The sequence below is a fragment of the Streptomyces sp. NPDC002640 genome (genome assembly GCF_053592575.1).
Window position 1 is genome coordinate 48,380 of sequence record NZ_JBSFVZ010000017.1, and the last position, 24,788, is coordinate 73,167.

Below are 24,788 nucleotides of genomic sequence, written 5' to 3' on the forward strand. Positions count from 1 at the left end.
CGCGGTCGGTCGTCCGTGGCCGGCGGCGGGCTTGCGGACCGCTGCTGAAACCATCCTGCCCCGTCCTCCCGGTGCGGACCTACGCTTTTCGTGCGGTCGGGTGCGGCGGGAGATCTCCATGTTCCACCGATGGGGCCGATCAATCCCGGCCGCGCGTAGCGGGGCCACCGCGCCTGACCCGGCCACGCGCGGCCGGGTCAGGCGCGGCGGTAGCGGGTGAAGAGGAAACCGTCCTCCTCCAGCAGCGAGGCCAGCGTGAAGTGGTGCGGGACGGCGACGGAGGGGCCGCCCGCGATCCGCTGGGCGTCGCCGGCCGTGAGCATCGGGGAGACGGTCAGGCACAGCTCGTCCAGCACGCCCACGGCGATCATCTGGCCCAGCAGGCGCGGCCCGCCCTCGGTGAGCAGACGGGTGTGGCCGAGCTCGGCCAGCGCGCGCACCGCCCGCGCGGGGTCCACGCCCATGCCGTCGCCCGCGACGACCACCCGCGCGCCCGCCTTCTCCGCGGCGGCGACCCGGTGCGGGTCGGCGGCGGCTCCGGTCAGGATCAGGGTGGGCACCAGGGGCGAGGTGAACAGCGGCAGCGAGAAGTCCAGCTCGAGGCCGGCCGAGACGACGGCGACGGCGGGCGCGGGCCCCTGCCCCGCGGCCTCGCGCCGTGCGGCGAACTCCTTGCGGGCGCGGGCGGGCCGGTAACCCTCCTGCCGGACCGTTTCCGCGCCGACCACCACCACGTCGGCCAGCGCCCGCAGCGTGCCGAAGATCCGCATGTCGGTGGCGCTGGAGATGGGGTGCGAGCGGCCGTCGTGCTGGGCGGCGCCGTCGAGGGTGGAGACCATGTTGGCCCGCAGCCAGGGCTCCCGGCTGCCGGGACCGCCCCGCGGATCGCCCGGCCGGGAGGGGTACGCGTAGGCGTCGGCCAGTTCGTCGAGGGTCCATTCGCGGCCCGGTTCGGCCGTTGTGATGGCTGTCTCATGGGTCACAGGGAACAGGCGTCGCATGACACGCAGTGTGACATGCCGTTTAGCATGGGGAAGCGTGTCGCCTTCCACCTCCGCCACCGGTCGCGGACCCATAGCCGAAACGGCCCCGCAGTCCCTGTGCGCCCGTGAGCCCCATGTCCCCGCCGACCGCCTGGTGGCGGAGATGGTGCCACCGCCGCGCTTCGGCGACGCCCGCTTCGGGACGTACATCCCGGACCCGAACCAGCCCAGCCAGAGCGAGGCGGTCCGGGTCCTCGAGGAGTTCGCCACCGGGCTGGACGCCTCCCCCGCCGGGGACACGGGCGGCGGCGCGATGCGCCGGCTGTTCGGCCTCAAGACCAGGCCGGCCGCCCCGTCCGGGCCGCGGGGCGTGTACCTCGACGGCGGGTACGGCGTCGGCAAGACCCACCTGCTGGCCTCGCTGTGGCACGCCACCCCGGCGGACCCCTCGCTGAAGGCGTTCGGCACGTTCGTGGAGCTCACCAACCTGGTGGGCGCGCTGGGCTTCCAGCAGACGGTCCGCACGCTGTCCGGGCACCGGCTGCTCTGCATCGACGAGTTCGAACTCGACGACCCGGGCGACACGGTGCTGGTGTCCAGTCTGCTGGGCAAGCTGGTGGAGGCGGGCGTCGCGCTGGCCGCGACCTCGAACACGCTGCCGGGCAAGCTGGGCGAGGGCCGGTTCGCCGCGGCGGACTTCCTCCGCGAGATCCAGGGCCTGTCCGCGCACTTCCGCACGCTGCGCATCGACGGCGAGGACTACCGCCACCGCGGGCTGCCCGAGGCGCCGCCGCCGTTCACCGACGACCAGGTGCGGCGGGTCGCGCACGCCACCCCGGGGGCCTCGCTGGACGACTTCCCCGCCCTGCTCGACCACCTCTCGCGGGTCCACCCCAGCCGCTACGGCGCGCTGACGGACGACCTGGCCGCGGTGTGCCTCACCGGGGTGACGGCGGTGCCCGACCAGTCCACGGCCCTGCGGCTGGTCGTCCTCGCCGACCGGCTCTACGACCGCGAGGTGCCGGTGATGGCCTCCGGGGCGCCGTTCGACGAGCTGTTCAGCGCGGAGATGCTGGCGGGCGGGTACCGGAAGAAGTACTTCCGGGCGATCTCCCGCCTCACGGCGCTGGCACGGGACGCGAAGCCGCTGGTCGGCGCGGGCGGCTGAGACACCGCCGGGCGGCGCGGGCTTCTGTGCCCGCGCCGCCCCGGAACCGTCCCCGGTCAGGGGCGCCGGTCCTCCAGCAGGGGGCCGGTGACGCGGTAGCGCGCGCAGAGCATGGCGGGCCCCATCGTCGCGCTCTCCACCAGTTCCAGGTCGAGCCGCCGCGGCAGCAGCGGCCGCCCCGCCCCGAGGGTGACCGGCGCGATCGACACGACCACCTCGTCCAGCAGTCCGGCCTCGGCGAACTGCCCGGCGAGGTCGCCGCCGCCCACCATCCAGACGTCCTTCCCGCCGGCCGACGCCACCACCTCGTCCCACACCTTCCGCACGTCACCGGAGGCGAACCGGATGTCCGCGCCCTCCACCGGGGCGAGGTCCCGGCCGGTCATCACCCAGGCGGGCATCTCGTACGGCCACGGCTTCCCGGCCGCCACCTCGTGCCGGAGGATCCACTCGTAGGTCGTCGACCCCATCACCATCGCCCCCGTGCGGGCCATCATCGTGTCCATCCCGAACGGGCCTCCGCCGAAGCCCTCGTCGCCCTCCGGCTGGCGCAGCAGCCACTCCAGCGAGTCGTCCGGGTCGGCGAGGAAGCCGTCCAGGGTGGTGGCGGTGTAGTAGATCAGCATGGGTTCCTCCAGGCGTTCAGGCAGGTCAGGGGTAGCGGGAAGGTCGGGCGGCTCGTGGCCGGGTGCCGTCGGGCGCCGTGGTCGGGCGCCGTGGGCAGGAGCCGTGGTCAGGCGTCGGCGTCGGACGTCTCGCCGCGTCGGATCCGCAGCCAGGTGATCGGGTCGCCGGCGTCGACCGGGCACCCGGCCGTCCGCATCAGGTGCCGCACCAGTTGCCGCCGGTGCGCCGCGTAGGTGAGGACGTGCGCGACCACGCCGCTGAGCAGGAAGCTCTCCGGCGGGTCGCACAGCGCGTCGATCAGCCGGTCGTCCCAGCCGCCGCGCCGGTCGATGTCCCGGACCGCCGCCAGCCAGCGCGGCGCCACCGCGTCGTGCCGCTCCAGCAGCGCCGCCGCGCCCGCCTCCGGGTCGCGGTCGGGCAGGTCCCCGCCCTCGATCGACGCCAGCCAGCTCTCCAGGGAGTGCACGTGGTGCTCCAACAGCGCCTGGACCGACTCCTCCGGGCCGAACCACTCCTGGACGGTCAGTCCGGGCAGCCGCCGGGCGCGGAACTCCTCCTCGGCCAGGCCCTTCGCCCGCTCCAGCAGGTACCGGGTGTCGTCCAGGTCGTGGGCGACGAGCTGTTCGGTCAGCGGGTTCATGGTGTGCTCCGTGGCGCTCACCCAGAGCGAGGTCGGCGGGTGGAAGTGGATGCCGTTGGGCGCGGGCAGCCAGTGCCCGGTCCCCTCCTCGACGCTGCTCGGCGGCCGGCCGAAGGCGCGCTGGAAGGCCCGGCCGAAGCCCTCGACCGACTCGTAGCCCGCCTCCCACGCCGTCTCGGTGACGCTGCGCCCCTGGGCGAGCCGCCAGGCCGCGCGTTCCATGAGCACCCGCCGGCGCATCGCCACGGGGGCCTCGCCCGCCGCCCGGGAGAGGGTGCGGGTGAAGTGGAAGGGCGAGACGAAGGCGTCCCGTGCCATCTCGCCGAGGGTGCGGTTGTCCTCGTCGAGGACGGCGTCGAGCAGTTCGCGCAGGCGGTCACGTCCGGTCATACGGACAGTCTGCGCCGCCAGGGACGGCGGCCGCCCGACCGTTCTTGCTGTCCCGCGCGCCGCCCGCGTGTCCTCCGTTCCGGCCCTGCCGGATCATCGCCGCGGTGAGCCCGGGGCGACGGGGTACCCGGCGCGGCATGAGCACTCGTTACCCTCCGCTCGGACCGTCGTACTGGATGCGGACGGCCCCCGGCGACGAGCCGTACCCTTCCCTGGCCTCCGACATGGACGTCGACGTCGCGATCGTCGGCGCGGGCATCGCCGGCCTCAGCACGGCGCACGAGCTGGTGCGGGCCGGCCGGACCGTGGCCGTGCTGGACGCGGGCCGGCTGGCCGGCGGCGTCACCGGGTACACCACCGCCAAGCTGACCGCCCTGCACGGCATGGTCTACGCCCATCTGCGCAAGACCCGCGGCCCGGACGGCGCCCGCCTGTACGCCCGGTCGCAGACCGAGGCGATCGAGCACGCCGCGGCCCTGGTCGAGGAACTCGGCATCGACTGCGACTGGGAGCCGCGCAGCGCGTACTCGTACGTCACCGACCCCGACCAGGCGGACCAGGTCCGCGCCGAGGCCGAGGCGGCCCGGGAGGCGGGGCTGCCGGCCGTCTTCACGCAGGACACCGGGCTGCCGTTCCCGGTGGCGGGAGCGGTGCGGGTGGACGGGCAGGCGCAGTTCCACCCGCGGAACTACCTGCTGGCCCTCGCCGCGGACCTGGCCGCGCAGGGCGCCCTGATCCACGAGAACACGCGGGTCACCGGGCTGACCGAGGGCGAGCCGCACACCCTGGAGACCGACACCGGGAACGTGGTGCGGGCCCGGGACGTCGTGGTCGCCACCCACTACCCGGTCTTCGACCGGTCGCTGCTGTTCTCGCGGCTCTCGCCGCGCCGGGAGTTCGCGGTGGCCGGGCAGGTGCCGGACGCCCTCGACCCGGACGGCATGTACATCACGTCCGAGGAGAACACCCGGTCGGTGCGGACCGCGCCGCTGGACGCCCCCGGGAAGCGCCTGCTGATCATCACCGGGGAGCACATCACGCCCGGCACGGGCGACCCGGAGGAGCGCTTCCGGCGGCTCACGGACTGGATGACGGCCACCTTCCCCGGCGTCGAGCCGATGTACGGCTGGGCCACCCAGGACACGGACGCCACCGACACGGTGCCGCTGGTGGGGCCGATGCCGTCCGGTTCGCCGGGGCTGTGGGTGGCGACCGGGTTCCGCGGCTGGGGCATGAGCGGCGGCATCATGGCCGGGCGGCTGCTTTCCACGCTGATCGACGGCGGCAGCAGCCCCTGGGCGGAGCTGTACGACCCGCGGCGGCTGGTGCCGGTGCTGCGGGAGGCGCCGCGGTTCCTGCAGACGCAGGCGAAGGTCGCCGGCCACTTCGTGGGCGACCGGCTCGCCGCGGCGCGGTCGGGGGCCGCGGTGGAGGACATCGAGCCGGGGGACGGCGCGGTGGTGCGGGTCGGCGGCGAGTCGGTAGCCGTCCACCGGGACGAGGCGGGGGCGCTGCACGCGGTGTCCGCGCGGTGCACGCACCTGGGCTGCCTGGTCTGCTTCAACGCGGCGGAACGGGCGTGGGAGTGCCCCTGCCACGGCTCCCGCTTCTCCCCCGACGGCTCCGTCCTCCAGGGTCCGGCGACCCGTCCCCTCCCCCGGCGGGCCCTGCGCCGCCGCGAGGACACCGACGCGGACACCTGACGGAACGGCCACCGCCCCCACCGGCCGCCGACCCCTGGCGGGTCCCGGTGGGGGCGTTTTGGCAGACTGGGCGCGTGACGACCTCGCCCTTCCACACCGCCGCGGACCCGCGGGACGACAAGCCCCAGTACGTCCTCCCCCTGGTCGTCCGGCTGGAGAAGACGGACCCTCCCGCCCGCACGGACGCCCTGGAGACCTCCGCCCGCGCCGTGCTGACCGTCATGGACGACCCCCGGTCGACCGGCGAGGGCGAGTGGGCCGCCGCGATGGACGCCTGGCAGGACGCCCGCATCCGCAAGGTCGTCCGCCGCGCCCGCGGCGGTGAGTGGCGCAAGGCGCAGACGCTGCCCGGCATCACCGTGACCGGCAAGTCGGTCGAGGTCCGCGTCTACCCGCCGATCCCGCTGGACGGCTGGCCCAAGGAGCTCGCCAAGCTGCAGGTCTCCGGGACCGACCTGGACGACCCGGAGCCGCCCCCGCCCGCCGACCTCACCGCGCCCGTCCTGTGGCTCAACCCCGAGCTGGACATGTCGGCCGGCAAGACGATGGCCCAGACCGGTCACGCCGCGCAGCTCGCCTGGTGGGAGCTGACCGACGCCGACCGCGCCGCCTGGCGGGACACCGGCTTCGCCCTCTCCGTCCGCACCGCCGCCCCGGACCGCTGGGCCGAGCTGCTGACCGCGCGCCTGCCCGTGGTCCGCGACGCCGGCTTCACCGAGATCGCCCCCGGTTCCTGCACGGTGATCGCCGACCACCCCGCCCTGCGCTGACCCCGCCGCGGCCGCGGGGGTCACGTGGCCAGGGGTCAGTCGAAGACGCGCTCGACGAGGTCCTCCTCCTCGTCGGTGAGCCGGTCGAAGCAGGAGTCCTGGGTCGCCGTGACGGAGGTCGCGGACCAGTCCCGGATCTCGGTGTGCCGGGCGTACGTGGTCCAACCCAGCTTGTGGTGCACGGCGTAGTGGAGCGTGCCGTCGTCGCCGATTTCCACGTCCTTGACGGGCCGGCGCTCCTCCCAGCCCCGCGCCTCGATGCCCGCGAGCACGGCTTCGAACTCCTCCCGCCGCTCGGCCGGGGCGCTGCCCTTCGTGCCCGTCGTCCCCCACGAGACGTGACAGGGCGACAGCTCACGGGTGAGGGCCAGGACCTTCCGCCTCTCCTCGGCGTCCAGGGCGGAGTCCGGCTCCAGCTCGGAGAGGGCCTCGGTCACCTCCCGCTCGGGGAAGCCCTCGGTCATCCCCCGCTCGGGCAGCCCGGCGGACCTGACGGCCGCCCGCACGTCCGCGAGGACGGCCTTCGATCCCGCGTCCGCGGAGGCGGTCTCCGCGGGTACCTCGGCCGAGGTCCCCGCGGCCGAGGTACCCGCGGCCGAGGTACCGCATCCGGCGAGGAGGCCCGCCGCCACCACCGCGACGGCCGTGCGTCCGGCACCGGCCCTCTTGTTGCGCATGCTCCGCTCCGCTCCCTGCGACTGCGACGAGTCCGCCGGGCGGGGCGCGACCGACGGCTTCGCACGAGTCTCACATACCCCCTGGTCACCCCGTCTGGCGGGCCGCAGCGACGACCGCGGGGAACGCGAGGTCGGATTCCCGCCAGCTATCGGTGCCGGCGGCGGCGAGGCTCTGCGCCATGAACCGACTCGAAGGAAACGTGGCTCTCGTCACGGGCGGCAGCCGGGGCATCGGTGCCGCCGTGGCGTTGCGACTGGCCGAGGAGGGCGCCGACGTCGTCCTCACCTATGAGAACAGCGCGGACCGCGCCGCCGAGGTGGTGGAGCGGATCAAGGCCGCGGGGCGCCGGGCCCTGGCCGTCCGGGCCGACAGCGCGGACCCGGAGGCGCTGGTCGCCGCGGTGGACGAGGCCGCCGCGACGTTCGGCAGGCTCGACGTCCTGGTCAACAACGCGGGCGTGTTCCTCGTCGGCCCCCTGGACGACCTGGGGGCGGAGGAGATCGAGCGCACCCTGGCGGTGAACGTCCGCGCGCCGTTCACCGCGTCCCGGGCGGCGGTGCGGCACATGGAGCGGGGCGGCCGCGTCATCAGCATCGGCAGCAACGTCGCCGAGCGCGCGGTCTTCCCCGGGCTGGCGCTGTACTCGATGAGCAAGTCGGCGCTGGTCGGGATGACGAAGGGCCTGGCGCGGGAGCTCGGTCCGCGGGGCGTCACCGTGAACCTGGTGATCCCCGGCCCCACCGACACGGAGACCAACCCGGCCGACGGGCCGAACGCCGAGGTGATCGCCGGCTTCACGGCGGTGGGCCGCTACGCGGAGGCGGCCGAGATCGCGGCGACCGTCGCCCACCTGGCGAGTGCGGACGCCTCGTACGTCACCGGAGCCTCCATCGCCGTCGACGGCGGCTTCACCGCCTGACCGGCGTCCCGGCCGACGGTCGCGTGACCGTCGGCCGTCGGCCGGGCCCCCCGGACAGGCCCTAGCTCAAATCCAGCTCTGAATACGGGCGAAGACGATTCGCCGGCCCTCCCCGTGGGCCAAGACTCCCTCACACGGGCTCACACGGGCACGTACGCGGTGACGGGCGGGGGAGGGCGACGATGGCGCACCTGGGGACGGGGATCGGCTGGCGGCCGGAGATCGCGGACGCCGTGGAGGCGATGCCCGGCATCGACTGGGTCGAGGTGGTCGCGGAGAACCTCTGCGCCTCGCACCTGCCCGACGCGCTGGTCCGGCTGCGCGGGCGCGGCGTGACGGTGGTGCCGCACGGGGTGTCGCTGGGGCTCGGCGGGGCGGAACGGCCCGACGCCGGGCGGCTGGAGGCGCTGGCCGAGCGGGCCCGGCTGCTGGACGCGCCGCTGGTGACGGAGCACATCGCCTTCGTCCGCGCGGGCGGCACCCTCACCGCCTCCCCCGCGCTGGAGGCGGGCCACCTGCTGCCCGTGCCGCGCACCCGCGACGCGCTGGACGTGCTCTGCGAGAACGTGCGGATCGCGCAGGACGCGCTGCCGGTGCCGCTCGCGGTGGAGAACATCGCGGCGCTGCTGGCCTGGCCGGGCGAGGAGCTCACCGAGGGGCAGTTCCTCTACGAGCTGGTGGAGCGCACCGGGGTGCGGCTGCTGATCGACGTCGCGAACCTGTACACCAACCAGGTCAACCGGGGCGAGGACGCCGCGAAGGCGCTGGACGAGCTGCCGGTGGAGGCGATCGCCTACGTCCACGTGGCGGGCGGCGTGCTCAAGGACGGCGTCTGGCACGACAGTCACGCGCACCCGGTTCCGGAGCCGGTGCTGGACGTCCTCGCCGACCTGTCGTCGCGGGTGTCCCCGCCCGGCGTGCTGCTGGAGCGCGACGACGACTTCCCGCGCGCCGCCGAGCTGGAGCGGGAGGTGGAGTCGATCCGGGCGGCGGTGGCCCGCGGCCGCGCGTCGGGGACGGCCGCGTCGGGGACTCCCGCTTCGGGGACCGCCGCTTCGGGAACGGCCGCTCCGGGAGCCGCCGCTTCGGGAACGGGGCCGGGAACGGGTCCGGGGACCGCGACGGCGGCGGCCGTGACCGGTGAACGCCCCGTCGTGGCGCCGGCGTCGGACCGCGCCCGGCAGCGCGTCGGCGTGGCCCAGGCCTCGCTGCTGTCCGCGCTGGTCGCCGACGGTCCGGTGCCGGAGGGCTTCGACCGGGCCCGGGTGCGCGTGCAGGCGCGGGCGCTGGCCGCCAAGCGGGCAGGGATCGTCGCCAAGGTCGCGCCCGAACTCCCGCGCATCCTGGGCGAGTCGTACCGCCCGCTGTTCGTCGCCTACGCGATCGGACGGCCGCTGACCGGTGGCCACCGCAAGGACGCGCTGGACTTCGCGGAGCACCTGCTGCTGTCCGGCCGCCCGCAGAGCGCCCGGCGCCGCAACCGGCTGCGGGCCTGGTGGCTGGAGCGCTCCGGCCCGGCGCCGCTGCCGCGGACCCCCGCCGCACGCGTCGCCCGCGCCACCCGCCGTGTGCTGCTGGGCGGTTGACCGCGGCGGTGAGGGAATGTGTCCGGATCGTGAACGACCCGTGGCGCCGCGGCGGTCCGGTGCCGTAGAAACTCCGCATGGTGTGGGTGTTCCTGCTGCTGGCGGCCTGGATTCTCGTGGGGGTGGCGTGTGTCCGCCTGTGCCGCGCGGCGGTGGTCGCGGCGGCCGTCGAACGGCGCGGCGCCGACCGCGGGTCGCTGACGCTGTACGAGGCGGCGTTCCTGGCGGGCGGCCCGGTGCGGGTCGCCGACCTGGCGCTGGTGGCGATGGCCCGGCAGCGCCGGCTGCTGCTGGCCCACACCGGCTGGGTGACGGTGGTGGACCCGCGGGGCCGGGACGAGGTCGAGGGGTCCGTGCTCGCCGCGATAGGGGCCGGCGGGCAGCGGCGGATAGCGCCGGTGCGTACGGCGGTGGCCGCGGCCGCGGAGGTCCGCGCGATGACGGAGCGGCTGGTCACGGCGGGCCTGGCGGTCCCGGAGGGGGCGTGGACCGTCGCGGACGGCGTCCGGCGGGTGCGGGCCGCCGCGGTGGCGGTGGCCGGCCTGGGCGCGGCGGCGGTCGTCCTGCCGGGCGAGGAGGGCGGGCCGTCCGCCGGGCTGACCGCCGCGTGGTTCGCCGCGCCGCTGGCCCTGGCCCTGGGCTCCCTGCTGATCACCCGCATGGAGGTCCACCCCTACACCCGGCGCGCCTCCTCCGCCGGACACCGGCTGGTGGCCGCGCTGGGGCGGGGCCTGTCCGACCTGGACGCGGAGCCGCGCCTGCTGACGACGGTGGCGCTGCACGGCGTGCCCGCGGTGGAGGAGCCGGCGCTCCGGGCGGCGTTCGCGGCCCGCACGGGCGAGGAACCTCAGCGCTGACCGAGGAGGCGGCCCTGCCGTGGGCCCCCGCGGTCATGGCCTGGGCGGCTCACCCCGTGCCCGGGCGGCTCCCCGTCGCCAGGTCGCGTACCGCGCGCTCGAGCCGCGTCCGCCGGGCCTGCGGGGTCGCCGCCTGCAGCAGCGGGAGCATGACCAGGTAGCGGGCGGTCCGGTCGAGCGCGTCGAACGCCGCACGCGCCGCCGGGTCCGCGGCAAGCGCGGCGGCGAGGTCGTCCGGCACGGTCGCCGTCGCCTGCGACGCGTAGGCACGGTCCCAGCGGCCGTCCTCCTGGGCGCGCCGGACCTCGGCCAGGCCGGGTTCCCGCATGCGGCCCTCCGCCGCGAGCACCGCGACCTTCTCGACGTTCACCCGCGACCACAGGCTCCTCGGCCGCCGCGGCCCGTACTTCTGCAGGTAGTACCGGTCGTCCAGGGCCCGGCGCTGCCCCGAGATCCAGCCCCAGCAGAGCCCGACGTCGACCAGTTCCCCGTCCGTGACCGACGCGATGCCCGAAGCCTTCTTCGCCACCTTGACCCACACCCCCTCGCGGCGGGTGTGGTGCCCGGCCAGCCAGGCGTCGAAGGCCGCCGCGTCCGGGAACGCGACGACGTCCACCCCGTCGAACTGCTCCATGCGGCCAGGCTAGTGCGGGCCGGGTCCCGGCGCGCTGCCGATCTCACGCCACCGGGCGGGGCGCGGGCCGGGACGCGGCGCGGCGCGTTGCTCCCGGGGGCCGGCGGGCGAAGCATCCCTCGAGACACCCCCTGCCCGAAGGGACACCGCATGCGCCGTCTCGCGCTCGTCGCCGCCCTCGCCGTGCTGGTCTCCCCCGGGACCGCCGCCGCGCCCCCGCTCACCCCCGCCCCCGCCGGCGCGGCCGCGAAGCGCGGGGTCGCCGCCGAGGAACGCCGGGGCGCCGAGGAGCGCGGGGTCGCCATGGCGACGGCGCGGGCCGGGCGGGAGGGGATCCAGTGGGAGCGGTGCACGGGGCGGCACGCCATGCCCGGCAAGGCCCGGTGCGGCACGGTCACCGTGCCGCTGGACTACGCCCGCCCCGGCGGGCCGTCCCTGCGGCTCACGGTCAGCCGCACCGCGGCGACCGGCGGCGCGGACGGCACGGTCGCCCGGCAGGGCGCGCTGCTGTTCGGCCCCGGCGGCCCGGGCGCCTCCGGCATGTCCTTCCCGGCCGTCGCCCTGACGCCCGCCTGGAAGCCGCTGGCCGAGGCGTACGACCTGGTCGGCTACGCCCCGCGCGGAGTGGGCGGCTCCGCGCCGTTGCGCTGCGTGGACCCGGCGGAGCGGCCCGTGGGACCGTCCCCGGCGCCGACGCGGCCCTCGCAGGCGCTGCGGCGGGAGTGGCGGGCGGAGGCCGAGCGGTACGCCGCGGCGTGCGCCCGCCGCAACGGCGCGGCGCTGCGGCACCACACCTCGCTGAACAACGCGCGCGACCTGGAGGTGGTCCGCGCCGCGCTCGGCGAGCCACGGCTGACCTATCTGGGCGTCGCGTACGGCGGCTACCTGGGCGCGCTGTACGCCGACCTGTTCCCGCGGCGCGTGCGGCGGATGGTCCTGGACTCGCCGGTGGACCCGGACCCGGCGCGCGTCTGGTACCGCGGCCACCTCGCCCGGCCCGCCGCCCTAGAGAACCGCTGGGCCGACTTCCGGGCCTGGGTGGCGCGACACGACGACGTCCACGGGCTGGGCCGTGACGCCGGTGCGGTGGCGCGCGCCTACGAACGGGCGGCAGCGCGTCTGGCGGCGCGCCCGGCCGGCGGGACGGTGGGGCCGGGGCAGTTGCACGCGGCGATGCTGACCGCGCTCCACCACGACGAGGTCTGGCCGCACCGCGCGCGGGCCCTCGCCGGGTACGTCCGCGGCGACGACCGGCAGCTGCTGGCCCAGGCGGGGCCGATGCCGGACGCCGGGGCGCGGGCCGAGCTGGCGGCGCAGGCGGAGAACACGAGGGCCGTGTACACGGCGGTGCGGTGCAACGACGCCCCCTGGCCCGCCGCGTGGGAGGTGTGGGAGGCCGACGCCACGCGTCTGGCCCGCGGCGCGCCGTTCACGGCCTGGGAACACGTCCGGACCGACCTCCCCTGCGCCTCCTGGAAGGGCCCCCGGCAGCGCCCCCGGGACGTGCGCACCGGGCCCGGCGAACTGCCGCCGGTGCTGGTCCTGGCGGCCGAGCGGGACGCGGTGGCGCCCTACCGGGGTGCCCTGGAGCTGCGGCGGCGCCTGGCCGGCGCGGCCCTGGTGACCGAGCGCGGCGCGGGCTCGCACACCCTCTCCGGCGGCCCCAACACCTGCGTCGACGGCCACCTCCGCGCCTACCTCCTCCACGGCCGCGTCCCCACCGGCGGCACATCCGACTGCGCCGCCCGGCCCGAACCCCGCCCCCGCGCCCAGGACCGCCCGCACCCCGAACCCCCTCCGGCACCCGCGCCTTAAAAAGCGTTCTGCCTGCGGGGGCGGTTGCCCCGCCCGGAACCCGGCCACCTGAAGGTGTGAGCACCGCCCCAGAACGCCGATCACCCCCACGCACTGCAGGTGCGCGGTCCTACTGCATGTCCCACGCTTCCAGCAGGTCGAAGAGGTGCCGGTCGCCTTCGAGCTTCAGGGAGTCCAGCGGGATGCGACCGTAGAAGGCCAGGACCAGGTCGCTCGCCGTACCTCGGACGGAGGCGTCGACCGTCTCCGCTTCCTCGCCGGCGGCGGGGCCGGACGCGGGCAGACGGAAGACCCGCGAGCCGTCCGTGGAGAGCGATTGGCGCCAGGAGCCGCCCCCGGTGACGTGATAGTCGACGACGGCGGGCTTGTGCGGCCAGGCGACCGTCGTGGTGCAGCAGGTGAACAGGAAGTCCTCGACACCGTCGAGCGCGACCTCCTCCGGCAGCGGCTGCGGGGCGCCCACGGTGAGCTGGGCGTCATAGGTGTGCACCGCGATCTCCTGGAGCTGGTGCCGGGCGACGGCTCCGCAGATCCGCGGCGACTGCGACGAGCCCCACCACGTCCAGCAACCGCGCTCCGGGCCGGCCTCCCGCAACGCGTCCAGCATCTGCCGCGTCGATTCGGCCAGCCAGGAGAGCAGGGCCTCGCGCTCCTGCGGTGCGGTCAGACCCTCTCCCGCCGACCTGCCCGAGGCGTCCGGCCCGGCCGCGACCGTGGCGGCCCAGGCGCGACGCCCCCCGCCCAGGTGGTGCACCAGGTCGAGCAGTGTCCACTCGGGGCAGGTCGGCACCTGCGCGTCGAGGCCGGCCGCGGAGGCGATCGCGTCCCGGAAGGCGGCCGACTGCCCGTCGATCAGGCGCAGCAGGTCAGGGAAGTCCAAGGTCTTGGGCATCCGGCTTGTCTATCACCGTTCGACGGAGACATGACAGTCATTTGTTGTGCTGAAGCAGCTCGGCCGGAGCGCCGGAACCCGACTCCCGACGCGTCATCTCGACTGGGTGCGAACGGAGACCGGCCCCGCACGGGGAGACAACAGCGGCGCCGGCGGTCCACCGACCGCCGGCGCCGACGCGCCTTCCGGCACGGGTCGTCGTCAGGCGAGGCCCTGCACCAGCTCCGCGACGCTCTTGCGGCGGCCGGTGTAGAAGGGGATCTCCTCGCGGACGTGCAGGCGGGCCTTGGAGGCGCGCAGGTGACGCATCAGGTCGACGATGCGGTGCAGCTCGTTCGCCTCGAAGGCGAGCAGCCACTCGTAGTCGCCCAGCGCGAAGGAGGCGACCGTGTTGGCGCGGACGTCCGCGAACCCGCGGGCCATCTGCCCGTGCTCGGACAGCATCGCCCGGCGCTCCTCGTCCGGCAGGACGTACCACTCGTAGGAGCGGACGAACGGGTAGACGCAGACGTAGTCGCGGGCCTCCTCGTCGGCGAGGAAGGCGGGGATGTGGGAGCGGTTGAACTCGGCGGGGCGGTGCAGCGCCATGTTCGACCAGACCGGCTCGAGCGCGCGGCCCAGCTTGGTGCGGCGGAAGAGGTTGTACGCCTCCTGCAGCTGGTCGGCGGTCTCGGCGTGCCACCAGATCATCACGTCGGCGTCGGCGCGCAGACCCGACAGGTCGTAGGTGCCGCGGATCGTGACGTCCTTGGCGGCGAGCTGGTCGAACAGCTCCTGGACCTCGTCGGCGTAGCCGGCCCGGTCCTCGGGGAGCACGTCCTTCAGCTTGAACACGGACCACAGGGTGTAGCGGATGACCTCGTTGAGGTCCTTCGCCTTCTTGCCGATGTTGGGGATCTTGGCGGGAGCTTCGTCACTCATGAACCTATTCTCACTCTCCGGTTCCGAGGCCGAGCACCGGGTCGGCACGGAGGGCGTCGACGGCGGCGTAGGCGCTGGCGATGGTGGCGGGCACTCCGACACCGTCGTAGGCGGCGCCGCACACGGCAAGGCCCGGGACGGCGGCGACGTGTTCCCGGATGCGGGCGACCCGGGTGTGGTGGCCCACCGGGTACTGCGGCAGGCCGTCGTCCCAGCGGGTGACCGTCGTCGCGATCGGCTCGGCGGTCAGCCCGGTGGCCGCACGGAGATCATGCCGTGAGACCTCGACCAGTTCCTGGTCCGAACGGCCCAGGACCGCGGTCTCCCCGTACCTGCCGACGGAGGTCCGCACGACCAGCACGCCGGGGTCCTCGTCGGCGATCCAGCCCCACTTGCGGGAGGCGAAGGTGGACGCCTTGATGGTCCGCCCGTCGACCGGCGGGACCAGGAAGCCGCTGCCCTCGGGGAGCTGCGCGTCCGCCTCCGCCCGCCGGAAGGCGAGGCTGATCAGGGCCATCGAGGCGTACTCCACGCCGTCCAGCCCGGCGGCGGCGCCGGGCGCGACCTCGCGCAGCACCGCGGCGGCGGCCGCGGCGGGGGCGGCGACCACCACGGCGTCGGCCCGCACCGGGCGGTCCCCGGCGAGGGCGTGCCAGCCGTCGGCGTCCCGGCGCAGCGCGGTGACGGGGGCGTGCAGCAGGATCTCCCCGCCGCGGGAGCGGACCGAGTCGGCGACCGCGAGCGGGAGCCGGCCGACGCCACCGGCGATGCCGGCGAAGACGGGGCCGGTGTTCGGGTTCGCCGCCGTTTTCTCCTGGAGGGCGCGCACACCTTCGGTGAGCGAGGTGTAGGTGCGGGCCACGTCGAACAGCTGGGGGACGGCGGCGCGCATCGAGATCCGGTAGGCGTCGCCCGCGTAGACGCCGCCGAGCAGGGGCTCGACCAGGCGGTCCACCACCTCACGGCCCAGCCGCTCGGCCACGTACTCCCCTACGGCGACGTCCTCGCCGACCTCGGTCCGGGGCAGCTCGGCGTCGCGTGCGACGCGGCGCAGGCCCTCGTCGGAGAGGACGCCCGCGAGCGCGTCGGCGGTGCCGGGCACGCCCATCACGTGGCCCTTGGGCATGGGCCGGAGCGCGCCGCGGCTCCACAGCGCGGCGGTGGCGGTGGCGGGCGGCTGGAGGTCGTCGGCGAGGCCGGCCTCACGGGCGAGTCCCACGGCCTCGGGGCGGCGGGCGAGCAGCGACTCGGCGCCGAGGTCGACCCGCACGCCGGCGATCTCGCCCGGCAGCAGCTTGCCGCCGACGCGGCCGGAGGCCTCGGCCACGGTCACGGTGGCGCCGCGCCGCAGCAGCCGGTGGGCGGCGGCCAGGCCGGCGACACCGGCTCCGACCACGAGGACGTGCGGGGGACGGCCGGAGCCGTGGTGGGTACCGGTTGGCATGCCTCCACTCTCTCAAACCGCCCTTTTCCCCCGCCGCCCGCCCCCGCCGTCCCCTCGCGGCCCGCCGCCCGCTCCCGGCCCGCCGCCGGGCCGCCGTTCGGTGACCGGAGCGTGACCGCATCGCGACCTGGGCCGCCGAACGCGGCCGTGGGGTTCTGCGTCGAAGAGGCACAGACGGATACGGACAGCACGCTCACACCTCGGGGGGAACCCACATGGCCCACATGGCCCGCAGAACTCTGACGGCGGTCCTCGTCGCCGCCTCGCTCGCCCTCGCCGGCTGCGGCGCGGACGGCGGGGACCTCAAGTCGGCCTCCGGTTCCGACGCCGCCTCCCAGCAGGACGCGACCTCCCGGAACGAGGGGGCCGCACCCGGCGCGGGGGGCGAGGCGGCGAAGAGCCAGGACGGCGGCGCCCGCAAGGGGGCCGACGCTCCGGCCCTGGAGAGCACCCACATCATCCGCACGGCGCGCCTCTCGGTCCGGGTGGAGGACGTCGGCGACGCGGTGGCCGAGGCGCGCGGGGTCGCCGAGGCGCTCGGCGGCTACGTCGGCAAGGAGGAGTCGCACTCCTTCGACCACGACGGCATGGACGAGACCGAACTCGTCCTGCGGGTGCCGTCGGAGAAGTACGACGAGGCGATGGAGGACCTCAAGGGCACCGGCGACGTCTACCACCAGTCCGCCGAGGCGGAGGACGTCACCGACCAGGTCGTCGACGTGGACAGCCGGGTGACGTCGCAGCGGGCCGGTGTGCAGCGGCTGCGGGAGCTGATGGACGAGGCGGAGAGCCTCACCGACGTCGTCGCCCTCGAGAGCGAACTGTCCTCGCGTGAGGCGGAGCTGGACTCGCTGCTGGCGCGTCAGAAGTCGCTGCGGGACCGCACCTCGCTGGCCACCGTCACGATGACCCTTACCGACGACGACTACTTCGAGGAGGGCGGACGGGAGGAGCCCGACCCGGGGGTCATGGACGCCCTCGCGGCCGGCTGGAAGGCCTTCGTCTCCACCCTGCACTGGATCGTCATGGCCGTCGGCGCCGCACTGCCGTTCGCCGTGGTGCTGGGCGCCGCCCTGTGGCTCTGGCTGCGCCTGCGCCGCCGCCGCGGCACGGCCCCGACCGCCCCGACGGCAGGCACGGACGCCGCTCCGGCCGCCGCGACGGACCCGACCGGCGCCACCACCCGCACGGACGCCTCCCCCACCAACGACCCCACCGAGCGGTCCGACCGCCCCTGACCGCGCCCCGCCCCGGCTGCTCCTCACGTCCCCTGGGCCGATGCGTCCCCAGGCCAGAGCACGGGACAAACGAGGACATGGTGCGGACACATGAGGGCGCTGACCGATGCGCTCACCGGACGCCAAAGATGCGGTCGATCCGCACCTTTGGGACTGATCTCCAACAGGTCGTCTCAATCAGGGCTTCAGCCCCCCTTCCAGGCGACACAGCAGGGATTGTGTCCCACATCACGTTTAGCGGAGGGAACTATTCCTCTCTGCATCTGTTCGCGAGAGCTTCACATCTAATACGTTCATCGCACACTGATCAGGCTCTGTACCCACACCTCGCACGCAACTTCGCGGGACGCCTGGAGGCCTGATGGGTCATTTCGCTTGACTGCGGCCGCCCCGGGAGTGGGCGGCCGCCTGTGCTAGGGGTTTGGGTGGCTGCTCGACGTGCGCTCAGGGCGCCGTGGATCTCGACGGGATTGGCAGGCGCCTTGCTTGCCGGTCTGCTGTCGACGGTTACGTTCATCTCTCCGCCATCGGCGGGGGCCGCGGAGGACGGCACGCCGGTCGTGCCGTCGCAATCGCTGGGTTCGGTACCGGCGCAGGATGTGGAGGAAGTCGGCAAGCCGTTGCCGGCGCCCGAGTGGCCGGCGGCGGGTGAGGCAATCGTCGACCTGTCACAGGCCGCGGTAGGAGAGGCCGGCACGGTCGGCCCGTCGCCTTCGCCTTCCTCGGGCGGTGACGCAGCCGCGGAGATCGCCGAGGTGGTCGAGATCGCTCCGGCACCGGTCACGGACGGAGCGGTCACTCCCCAGTTCGGCGCGGTCCAGCGCCTGGGAGAGAGCTCCGCGTCACCGGAGCCGAGCGCGTCGGAGTCGCCGGAGCCGTCGGCGGCCCCGGAGGACGGCACGCCCACCGGCGCTCCTTCCCCGGGCCCGGAGGAGACGGCCGGCGAAGAGCCCGGTGACGCCGGGGTGCCGGTGTCACCGGAGCAGGTGGATGTGCGGGTCCTGGACCGCCAGGACGTGGAGCCCGCCGGCGGTATCGGCCTCGGCCTGCAGGTGACGCGCACCGACGGCGCCGACGTGCCCGGCCCGGTGCAGGTGGACATCGACTACTCCGGGTTCAAGTACGCCTTCGGCGGTGACTTCGCCGACCGGCTGCAGCTGGTCAGGATGCCGGCGTGCGCGCTGACGACGCCCGAGCAGGAGGGCTGCGCGGAGCGGGAGGTGGTGCCGGCCGAGAACGACACCGCGTCGGGGACGCTGACCGCGACGGTGACGGCCGAGCCGGAGGCGGGCCTGACCGCGCAGGCGGTCTCGAGCACGAGCGGCTCGGTGTACACGCTGGCCACGGGCTCCTCGTCGGACAAGGGCGACTACCGTGCTTCGACGCTGTCGCCGACGGGTTCGTGGAGTGTGGCGACCGGTTCGGGCGCCTTCAACTACAGCCTGCCCGTGCAGCTGCCGCAGCCACCGATGGGCAAGGCTCCTCCGCTGGCGTTCTCGTACAACTCGCAGTCGGTCGACGGCCGCACCTCCGCCTCCAACAACCAGGCGTCCTGGGTCGGCATGGGCTGGAACCTGGACGTCGGCTTCATCGAGCGCCGCTACCGCAACTGCACCGATGACGGTCTGCCGACCATCGGCGACATGTGCTGGGACTCCCCCAACAGCACGAAGGAGCCCTCCGGCGCGGTCTACGTCATCAACCTCAACGGCGTCTCGTCCGAACTGATCCAGGACAACACCGGCACCGGCTCCTACCACGTCAAGGACGACCCGGGCTGGCGGGTGCAGCGGCTGTTCGGCGGCCACGGCGCCGGCCGCGACGGCGAGTACTGGGTGATCTCCTCCCAGGACGGACACCGCTACTACTTCGGCTGGGGCCGCTCCGAGCGCACCACCACCGCCACCGGCTCCGTCTTCACCATGCCCGTGGTCGGCAACGACCCGGGCGAGCCGTGCCACGCCCAGTTCCCCGAGCCGTGCACCCAGGCCTACCGGTGGAACCTCGACCGCGTCGTGGACGCCAACGAGGTCGAGTCGATCTACTTCTACGACAAGGAGTACAACCACTACCGGTCCGTCGCGAACTCGGACAAGGCCCGCAGCTACGTCTCCTCCGGCTACCTGAAGGAGATCCAGTACGGCTGGGCCTCCCAGATCGCCGACAGCAAGGTCCCGGCAAAGGTCGTGCTCACCCACGTCAACCGGTGCGTGGAACGCATGAGCGAGGCCGATCCGCTGCGCAAGGCAGCGGCGACGTGCCCGACGTTCAAGGAGTCGCCGTCGTCGTACCCGGACGTGCCGATCGACCTGATGTGTGACGGCACGTCCGCGGACTACAACTGCGCGGGCAAGACGTACTACCCGACGTTCTTCTCCACCGACATGCTCTGGGACATCACCACCTACGTCCTGGACCAGACCGGCAGCGGCTGGGACACGGTGCAGCAGTTCCAGACCAAGCACGGCCTGCCCAATCCCGAGGGCACGATCGGCAAGACGCTGTGGTTCGACTACCTGCAGCGCAAGACGTACGGCGCCGGCACGGACCTGGTCCTGCCGGTGATCAACTTCAACGGTGTCGACCTGGACAACAAGGTCGGCTCCACCGAGCTGAACTTCCGCCGCCTCAGTGAGATCCACGGCGACACCGGCGCGACCACCACGGTCACCTACGGCTCCGCCAAGCCCTGCGACGCGTCCAGCCTTCCCTCGCAGGCCTCGAACACGACCGACTGCTACTGGCAGAAGTGGACCCCGGAGGGCGAGACCGAGGCCAAGACGGGCTGGTTCCGCAAGTACCTGGTCAAGAAGGTGGAGGTCGACCCGACGGTCACCACCAACCAGGACGGCGCTCCGGTGATGACCACCACCTACGACTACCAGGACAGTCCGGGGTGGCGGTTCACCAACGACCCGCTGACGCCGGACGCGGACGAGTCCTGGTCGGACTGGCGCGGCTACCAGGAGGTCGAGGTCACCACCGGCGCCGGTGTCAACAAGCGCTCCACGAAGCACTGGCTCTACCGCGGCCTCGACGGCGACCGCACCTCCAAGACCGACGCGTCAGCGACGAAGTCGGTGACCGTCAACGACGGCTACGGCGGCACCTACACCGACTCCGACTGGCTCTCCGGCCGGACCGTCTCCACCTCCACCCGCGACGACAAGGGCACCGGCCGCGAGAACACCATCTTCTCGTACTGGACGCACAACACCGCCCAGTACGACGGGATGCCCGACGCCCGCTTCGTCCGCCAGTCCAAGTCCGTCACCCGCACCCTGCTGTCCGACAACACCTGGCGCGAGCACGTCGTCGAGCAGGAGTACGACGACTCCGAGCCCGCGTCGACCACGTTCGGTCTGCCCATGCGCACCGACGACTGGGGCCAGAGCGACGTCTCCGACAACCAGTGCACCGCCTACGGCCGCGCCTACAACACCGACGCCTACGACTCCACCGGCGCCCAGCGCTGGACCGTCCTCGAGGACCAGGTCAAGCACTACCGCGTCAGCTGCTCCAGCATCACGGACGCCTACGTCGACGCCTACACCTCCACCCTCTACGACAACGCCCCGACGGTCGCCGACAACCACCCGGCCGACGGCAACCCCACCGAGATCCGCACCTACACGGCCTCCGGCAAGTACCGGACGAAGAACGCCGGCTACGACAAGGCCGGCCGCACGGTGTGGACCGAGGACGGCAAGCACAACCGCACCACCACCACCTACAGCCCGGCCAACACCTGGCCGACCGACGGCGTCACCACCACCACACCCGACCCGGACGGAGCAGCCTCACCTCGGGGCCCGCTGACGTCGAAGGTATGGACGTCCCGCTTCTGGGGGCTGCCCTACCAGACGCAGGACGCGAACGGGAACATCACGAAGGTCACCCTGGACGCCGCCGGAAGGATCACGGAGGTCTGGAAGCCGACCGAAACAGGCGCCTCACCCTCCATGAAGTTCGCCTACACCATCCCCACGTCGACCAACGGCTCCGGCGTCCCGGACGCCGTGGACGGCTACCCGCACATCACCACCAGCGTGCTGCAGTCCGGCAGCACCTACCTCACCTCGCACTCCTACAACGACGCTCTCGGCAGGGCCCGCGAGACGCAGGTGCCGCTCCCGTCAGCGGACGGGAAGGCGTACCGGCAGGTGACGGCCACCCGCTACGACTCCGCGGGCAACGTCGCCGGCACCTCGGCCACCTTCCGCAACCAGGGCACGGCCGGCGTGGGCGGCCCGTCCAGCCCGCAGATCGCCGACCTGCCCTCCTACACCGACGTGGTCGCCGACTGGGCCGGCCGCACCACCCTCTCCCAGCTCGTCGCCATGGGTGTCGCCCAGGCCAAGGGCAAGGTGACCACCACCTACAACGGTGAGAAGACGACCGTGCAGCCCGCGGTCGGCGGTGCCACCGACACGTACACGGATGTCTACGGCAAGACGGCGAAGGTCGTCGAGCACAACGGCAGCGCCGCCTACGCGACCACCTACGGATACACCCGCAAGGGCGAACTCGCCGAGATCACCGACACCCGCGGCAACACCACCACCTACGCCTACGACTGGGCCGGCAACCGCACCCGGACCGATGACCCGGACGCCGGCGTCTCCAACACGACGTACGACGCCAACGGCAAGATCCACGCCACCACCAGCAACGCCGGCAAGAACACCGTCACCTACGCCTACGACAACCTGGGGCGTCAGACCGGCATCGTCTCCGGGAGCACCGAGCTCGCCACCTGGGTGTGGGACCTGTCTGCCGACGGCAGCAGCGTCCCGGGCGGCAAGGGTCAGATCGTCCAGACCATCAGCCGGGACACCGACGGCACCGTCTACACCACGAAGAACAACGCCTTCGACACCCGCGGCCGCGCCACCTCCACCACCGTGACGCTCCCGTCCAAGGTGACGGGGCTGGCGGGCAGCTACACCACCACGGTCGGCTACGACGCCGCCGACCACGTCACCAAGGCCAGCTACCCGGCAGCCGCAGGCCTGCCCGCCGAAACCGTCACCACCACCTACAACTCCTACGGCCAGGCCACCCGCAGCACCTCCAGCAACGGCGCCGTCTACGTCGACGGCACGACCTACGACGCCTACGACCGCGTCAAGACCCGCACCTACGGAGCCGCTGCAGGCACCAGCGCCAACGGCGTCAGCGCCACCCGCTCCTACAGCTACCACGACACCGACGCCACACGCTGGCTGCAGAGCATCTCAACCACCACGGCCCTCAACAGCCTGATCCGCGAGCACCAGAAGGACACCTACGGCTACGACCTGGCGGGCAAGCTCACGGAACTGCGTGAACAGGCCAACGGACAGACGGCCCAGTCGCAATGCTTCACCTACGACGACCAGGCCCGCCTCGAGCACGCACTGACCACCACGGCCGCTTCCTGCACCGGAGTCACCGGATCCGACTTCAAGGGCCTCGCCCCCTATCAGAGCGACTACACCTACGACCGCCTCGGCAACCTGCAGTCCGTCACCGACACCAACGCCGCCGGACAGGTCACCAAGCGCGACCACCTCTACCCCGGCTACGACGACGCCGGCACCTGGACCACCGCCAACGCCGACCAGCCCCACGGCATCCGCAAGACCAACAACATCGTCGGCAGCGCCACCGTCTCCAGCGACGCCATCACCTACAACGCCGACGGCACGATGCTCAAGCGCACCGAGCCCGGCCAAAGCACAGCCACCGCCAAAACCACCAACTACACCTGGACCCCCCTCGGCCGACTCGCGACTGTCACGACCAACAAGTCCACCGGCAGCCAACTCACCCGCTACACCTACGACGCCGACGGCAACCTCCTCGTCCGCACCAGCCCCTCGGAAACCGTCGCCTACCTCGGCGGCACCGAACTCAGGACCACCGACGGCAAGAACGCGACCGCGACCCGCTATTACACCTGCGGCACCGCAACCGTCGCCATGCGCACCACCAACTCCGACGCCGGCAAAGTCACCTACCTGATGGCCGACACCCAAGCGTCAACCCAACTCGCCGTCGACGCCGACACCGGAGAAACCACCCGCCGCCGCTACACCCCCTTCGGCGACGAACGCTCCGGAACCCTCCCCACCGGAACCGACCACGGATTCCTCGGCAAAACCGAAGACCCCTCCACCGGCCTCTCCCTCCTCGGCGCCCGCGCCTACGACCCCGCACTCGGCCGCTTCCTCAGCCCTGACCCCCTCACCCTCCCCTACCAGCCGCAGAAACTCTCCGCCTACAGCTACAGCGACAACGACCCCATCAACTTCATGGACCCCTCCGGGCTGGTGTCAGTGTGCGCCAGCTGCGGCGGTATGGGACCACTGCCTGATCCGCCCAGCACGGGTGGCGGCGGCACCGGCGGGGGTGGCGGCACCGGCGGCGGTGGCGGCACCGGCGGCGGTGGCGGTTACGGCGGCGGTGGCGGCACCGGCGGCGGAAATGACGCCAGCCTGTGGACGATCGTCTTGGGTGAGGCAGCCGGTGTAATCGAAGGCGCCGCCGATATCGTGGACTACGTATCTATAGGATGCTGGGTAGACGAAGAAAACTGCGCCCGCAATAGCGACATGCAGGGTCTGCATGAATCAATGCAAGCCCTTGGGGCAGACATCAATTCCGACCAATACGGATGGGCCGCAGATAATGGCGCAGAGGCGCCCGGGCTAGCTCTCGGCGGCGGAGGAGGAAAAGGACTTCTCGCCAAGACCTGCGGAAAGCACAGCTTCACCCCCGACACCGAAGTCAAGCTCGCCGACGGCAACACCATAGCAATCAAAGATCTCAAAACCGGCGACGAAATCCTCGCCACCGACCCGGAAACCGGAACTACCGAAGCCCGCACCGTCCTCGCCACCATCATCGGCAAGGGGAAAAAGAACCTCACCGAACTCACCCTGAACACCGGTGGAGCCACCGGGACCATCATTGCCACCGACCACCACCCCTTTTGGTCGCCCTCCGAGCACGCCTGGGTCGACGCCGCAAACCTCAGACCCGGCATGACCCTGCGCACCGACACGGCAGCCTCGGTCACCTTGCAGGCGGTACGTCACTTCCAACAGAAGCTTGAAGTCCGCAATCTCACGATTGACGGCATCCACACGTACTATGTGCTGGCGGGCGAGACTCCGGTCCTCGTTCACAATTCTGGCGGCTGCCCTCCCGCAACCCTCATTCATTACACCGACGAGGCCGGGATGAATGGGATCGTGGGAAGCAAGAAATTGAATGCCTCAACCAAGGAGGCGAGTCCGAAGGATGCGCGCTATGGTGACGGGCAGTATCTGTCTGATATCGCTCCCGGAACCAAGACCTGTGGACAGCTGTCGCGATGCTTCCTCGGGCACCCATTCTCTGGGCGACGGTTCACTAACTACGTCGAGATTGACGTCAGGGGATTGAATGTCGTCAAGGGAAGAGACAGCGTCTATGTGATCCCCAATCAAGGACCGTTGGATCTGAACGGGCGCATAATCGGTCACGGAGCGAACTGA

The 24,788-nt window shown here is 73.0% G+C and carries 17 protein-coding genes; 9 read left to right on the forward strand and 8 right to left on the reverse strand.

Features of this window, described 5'->3' with window-relative positions; all coding sequences use genetic code 11:
* Nucleotides 1-197: 197 nt before the first annotated feature.
* Nucleotides 198-1,001: a pyrimidine reductase family protein gene (locus ACWD3O_RS21955; protein ID WP_451417036.1), complete on the reverse strand. Its 804-nt coding sequence runs from the start codon at nt 999-1,001 to the stop codon at nt 198-200.
* Between the two features lie 37 nt (nt 1,002-1,038).
* Here ACWD3O_RS21955 and zapE point away from each other — a divergent pair, with 37 nt between their 5' ends.
* Nucleotides 1,039-2,151, forward strand: a complete 1,113-nt coding sequence (zapE, locus tag ACWD3O_RS21960; protein WP_451417037.1) for a cell division protein ZapE — start codon at nt 1,039-1,041, stop codon at nt 2,149-2,151.
* A gap of 56 nt (nt 2,152-2,207) precedes the next feature.
* On the opposite strand, the gene ACWD3O_RS21965 is transcribed toward zapE, so the two are convergent.
* Nucleotides 2,208-2,777 carry a dihydrofolate reductase family protein gene (locus ACWD3O_RS21965; RefSeq protein WP_451409463.1) on the reverse strand — a complete coding sequence of 190 codons (570 nt, stop codon included), beginning with the start codon at nt 2,775-2,777 and terminating at the stop codon, nt 2,208-2,210.
* Nucleotides 2,778-2,884: 107 nt separating this feature from the next.
* On the reverse strand, nt 2,885-3,808 hold the full coding sequence (locus ACWD3O_RS21970; RefSeq protein ID WP_451417038.1) for a helix-turn-helix domain-containing protein: 924 nt from the start codon (nt 3,806-3,808) through the stop codon (nt 2,885-2,887).
* A 137-nt stretch (nt 3,809-3,945) separates the two neighbouring features.
* On the opposite strand from ACWD3O_RS21970, the gene ACWD3O_RS21975 reads away from it, so the two are divergent.
* Together ACWD3O_RS21975 and ACWD3O_RS21980 are read left to right on the forward strand one after the other, a co-directional pair.
* Nucleotides 3,946-5,511 (forward strand): FAD-dependent oxidoreductase, encoded by a 1,566-nt coding sequence (locus ACWD3O_RS21975; RefSeq protein ID WP_451417039.1) that lies wholly within the window; start codon nt 3,946-3,948, stop codon nt 5,509-5,511.
* A gap of 74 nt (nt 5,512-5,585) precedes the next feature.
* Nucleotides 5,586-6,281 carry an aminoacyl-tRNA hydrolase gene (locus ACWD3O_RS21980; protein WP_451417040.1) on the forward strand — a complete coding sequence of 232 codons (696 nt, stop codon included), beginning with the start codon at nt 5,586-5,588 and terminating at the stop codon, nt 6,279-6,281.
* A gap of 35 nt (nt 6,282-6,316) precedes the next feature.
* On the opposite strand, the gene ACWD3O_RS21985 is transcribed toward ACWD3O_RS21980, so the two are convergent.
* A complete protein-coding gene (locus tag ACWD3O_RS21985) occupies nt 6,317-6,958 on the reverse strand; it encodes a hypothetical protein (RefSeq protein WP_451417041.1) in 642 nt (213 codons plus the stop codon).
* Nucleotides 6,959-7,137: 179 nt separating this feature from the next.
* Between ACWD3O_RS21985 and ACWD3O_RS21990 the strand changes: the two genes are divergently transcribed.
* From ACWD3O_RS21990 to ACWD3O_RS22000, 3 genes are all read left to right on the forward strand, one after another.
* Nucleotides 7,138-7,878 carry an SDR family NAD(P)-dependent oxidoreductase gene (locus tag ACWD3O_RS21990; protein WP_451417042.1) on the forward strand — a complete coding sequence of 247 codons (741 nt, stop codon included), beginning with the start codon at nt 7,138-7,140 and terminating at the stop codon, nt 7,876-7,878.
* Nucleotides 7,879-8,060: 182 nt separating this feature from the next.
* Nucleotides 8,061-9,464, forward strand: a complete 1,404-nt coding sequence (locus ACWD3O_RS21995) for a DUF692 domain-containing protein (RefSeq protein ID WP_451417043.1) — start codon at nt 8,061-8,063, stop codon at nt 9,462-9,464.
* Between the two features lie 77 nt (nt 9,465-9,541).
* Nucleotides 9,542-10,321, forward strand: coding sequence for a TIGR04222 domain-containing membrane protein (locus ACWD3O_RS22000; protein WP_451417044.1), 780 nt, complete (start codon nt 9,542-9,544; stop codon nt 10,319-10,321).
* Between the two features lie 49 nt (nt 10,322-10,370).
* Here the strand turns inward: ACWD3O_RS22000 and ACWD3O_RS22005 are convergent, their stop codons facing one another.
* Nucleotides 10,371-10,955, reverse strand: a complete 585-nt coding sequence (locus ACWD3O_RS22005) for a YdeI/OmpD-associated family protein (protein WP_451417045.1) — start codon at nt 10,953-10,955, stop codon at nt 10,371-10,373.
* A gap of 150 nt (nt 10,956-11,105) precedes the next feature.
* On the opposite strand from ACWD3O_RS22005, the gene ACWD3O_RS22010 reads away from it, so the two are divergent.
* Nucleotides 11,106-12,770 (forward strand): alpha/beta hydrolase, encoded by a 1,665-nt coding sequence (locus ACWD3O_RS22010; protein ID WP_451417046.1) that lies wholly within the window; start codon nt 11,106-11,108, stop codon nt 12,768-12,770.
* 109 nt (nt 12,771-12,879) lie between these two features.
* On the opposite strand, the gene ACWD3O_RS22015 is transcribed toward ACWD3O_RS22010, so the two are convergent.
* From ACWD3O_RS22015 to hemG, 3 genes are all read right to left on the reverse strand, one after another.
* A complete protein-coding gene (locus ACWD3O_RS22015) occupies nt 12,880-13,662 on the reverse strand; it encodes a maleylpyruvate isomerase N-terminal domain-containing protein (RefSeq protein ID WP_451417047.1) in 783 nt (260 codons plus the stop codon).
* A 201-nt stretch (nt 13,663-13,863) separates the two neighbouring features.
* On the reverse strand, nt 13,864-14,583 hold the full coding sequence (hemQ, locus tag ACWD3O_RS22020) for a hydrogen peroxide-dependent heme synthase (protein WP_451417048.1): 720 nt from the start codon (nt 14,581-14,583) through the stop codon (nt 13,864-13,866).
* Nucleotides 14,584-14,593: 10 nt separating this feature from the next.
* On the reverse strand, nt 14,594-16,027 hold the full coding sequence (gene hemG, locus ACWD3O_RS22025; RefSeq protein ID WP_451417049.1) for a protoporphyrinogen oxidase: 1,434 nt from the start codon (nt 16,025-16,027) through the stop codon (nt 14,594-14,596).
* Nucleotides 16,028-16,251: 224 nt separating this feature from the next.
* Between hemG and ACWD3O_RS22030 the strand changes: the two genes are divergently transcribed.
* A complete protein-coding gene (locus ACWD3O_RS22030; RefSeq protein WP_451417050.1) occupies nt 16,252-17,265 on the forward strand; it encodes a DUF4349 domain-containing protein in 1,014 nt (337 codons plus the stop codon).
* A gap of 755 nt (nt 17,266-18,020) precedes the next feature.
* Nucleotides 18,021-24,788 (forward strand): HYD1 signature containing ADP-ribosyltransferase family protein, encoded by a 6,768-nt coding sequence (locus ACWD3O_RS22035; protein WP_451417051.1) that lies wholly within the window; start codon nt 18,021-18,023, stop codon nt 24,786-24,788.

Coding starts and splice junctions, on each gene's coding strand:
- ACWD3O_RS21955 (WP_451417036.1), bottom strand. CDS start 1,001: ATGCGACGCCTGTTCCCTGTGACCCATGAGACAGCCATCACAACGGCC.
- ACWD3O_RS21965 (WP_451409463.1), bottom strand. CDS start 2,777: ATGCTGATCTACTACACCGCCACCACCCTGGACGGCTTCCTCGCCGAC.
- ACWD3O_RS21970 (WP_451417038.1), bottom strand. CDS start 3,808: ATGACCGGACGTGACCGCCTGCGCGAACTGCTCGACGCCGTCCTCGAC.
- ACWD3O_RS21975 (WP_451417039.1), top strand. CDS start 3,946: ATGAGCACTCGTTACCCTCCGCTCGGACCGTCGTACTGGATGCGGACG.
- ACWD3O_RS21985 (WP_451417041.1), bottom strand. CDS start 6,958: ATGCGCAACAAGAGGGCCGGTGCCGGACGCACGGCCGTCGCGGTGGTG.
- ACWD3O_RS21990 (WP_451417042.1), top strand. CDS start 7,138: ATGAACCGACTCGAAGGAAACGTGGCTCTCGTCACGGGCGGCAGCCGG.
- ACWD3O_RS21995 (WP_451417043.1), top strand. CDS start 8,061: ATGGCGCACCTGGGGACGGGGATCGGCTGGCGGCCGGAGATCGCGGAC.
- ACWD3O_RS22000 (WP_451417044.1), top strand. CDS start 9,542: ATGGTGTGGGTGTTCCTGCTGCTGGCGGCCTGGATTCTCGTGGGGGTG.
- ACWD3O_RS22005 (WP_451417045.1), bottom strand. CDS start 10,955: ATGGAGCAGTTCGACGGGGTGGACGTCGTCGCGTTCCCGGACGCGGCG.
- ACWD3O_RS22010 (WP_451417046.1), top strand. CDS start 11,106: ATGCGCCGTCTCGCGCTCGTCGCCGCCCTCGCCGTGCTGGTCTCCCCC.
- ACWD3O_RS22015 (WP_451417047.1), bottom strand. CDS start 13,662: ATGCCCAAGACCTTGGACTTCCCTGACCTGCTGCGCCTGATCGACGGG.
- hemQ (WP_451417048.1), bottom strand. CDS start 14,583: ATGAGTGACGAAGCTCCCGCCAAGATCCCCAACATCGGCAAGAAGGCG.
- hemG (WP_451417049.1), bottom strand. CDS start 16,027: ATGCCAACCGGTACCCACCACGGCTCCGGCCGTCCCCCGCACGTCCTC.
- ACWD3O_RS22030 (WP_451417050.1), top strand. CDS start 16,252: ATGGCCCGCAGAACTCTGACGGCGGTCCTCGTCGCCGCCTCGCTCGCC.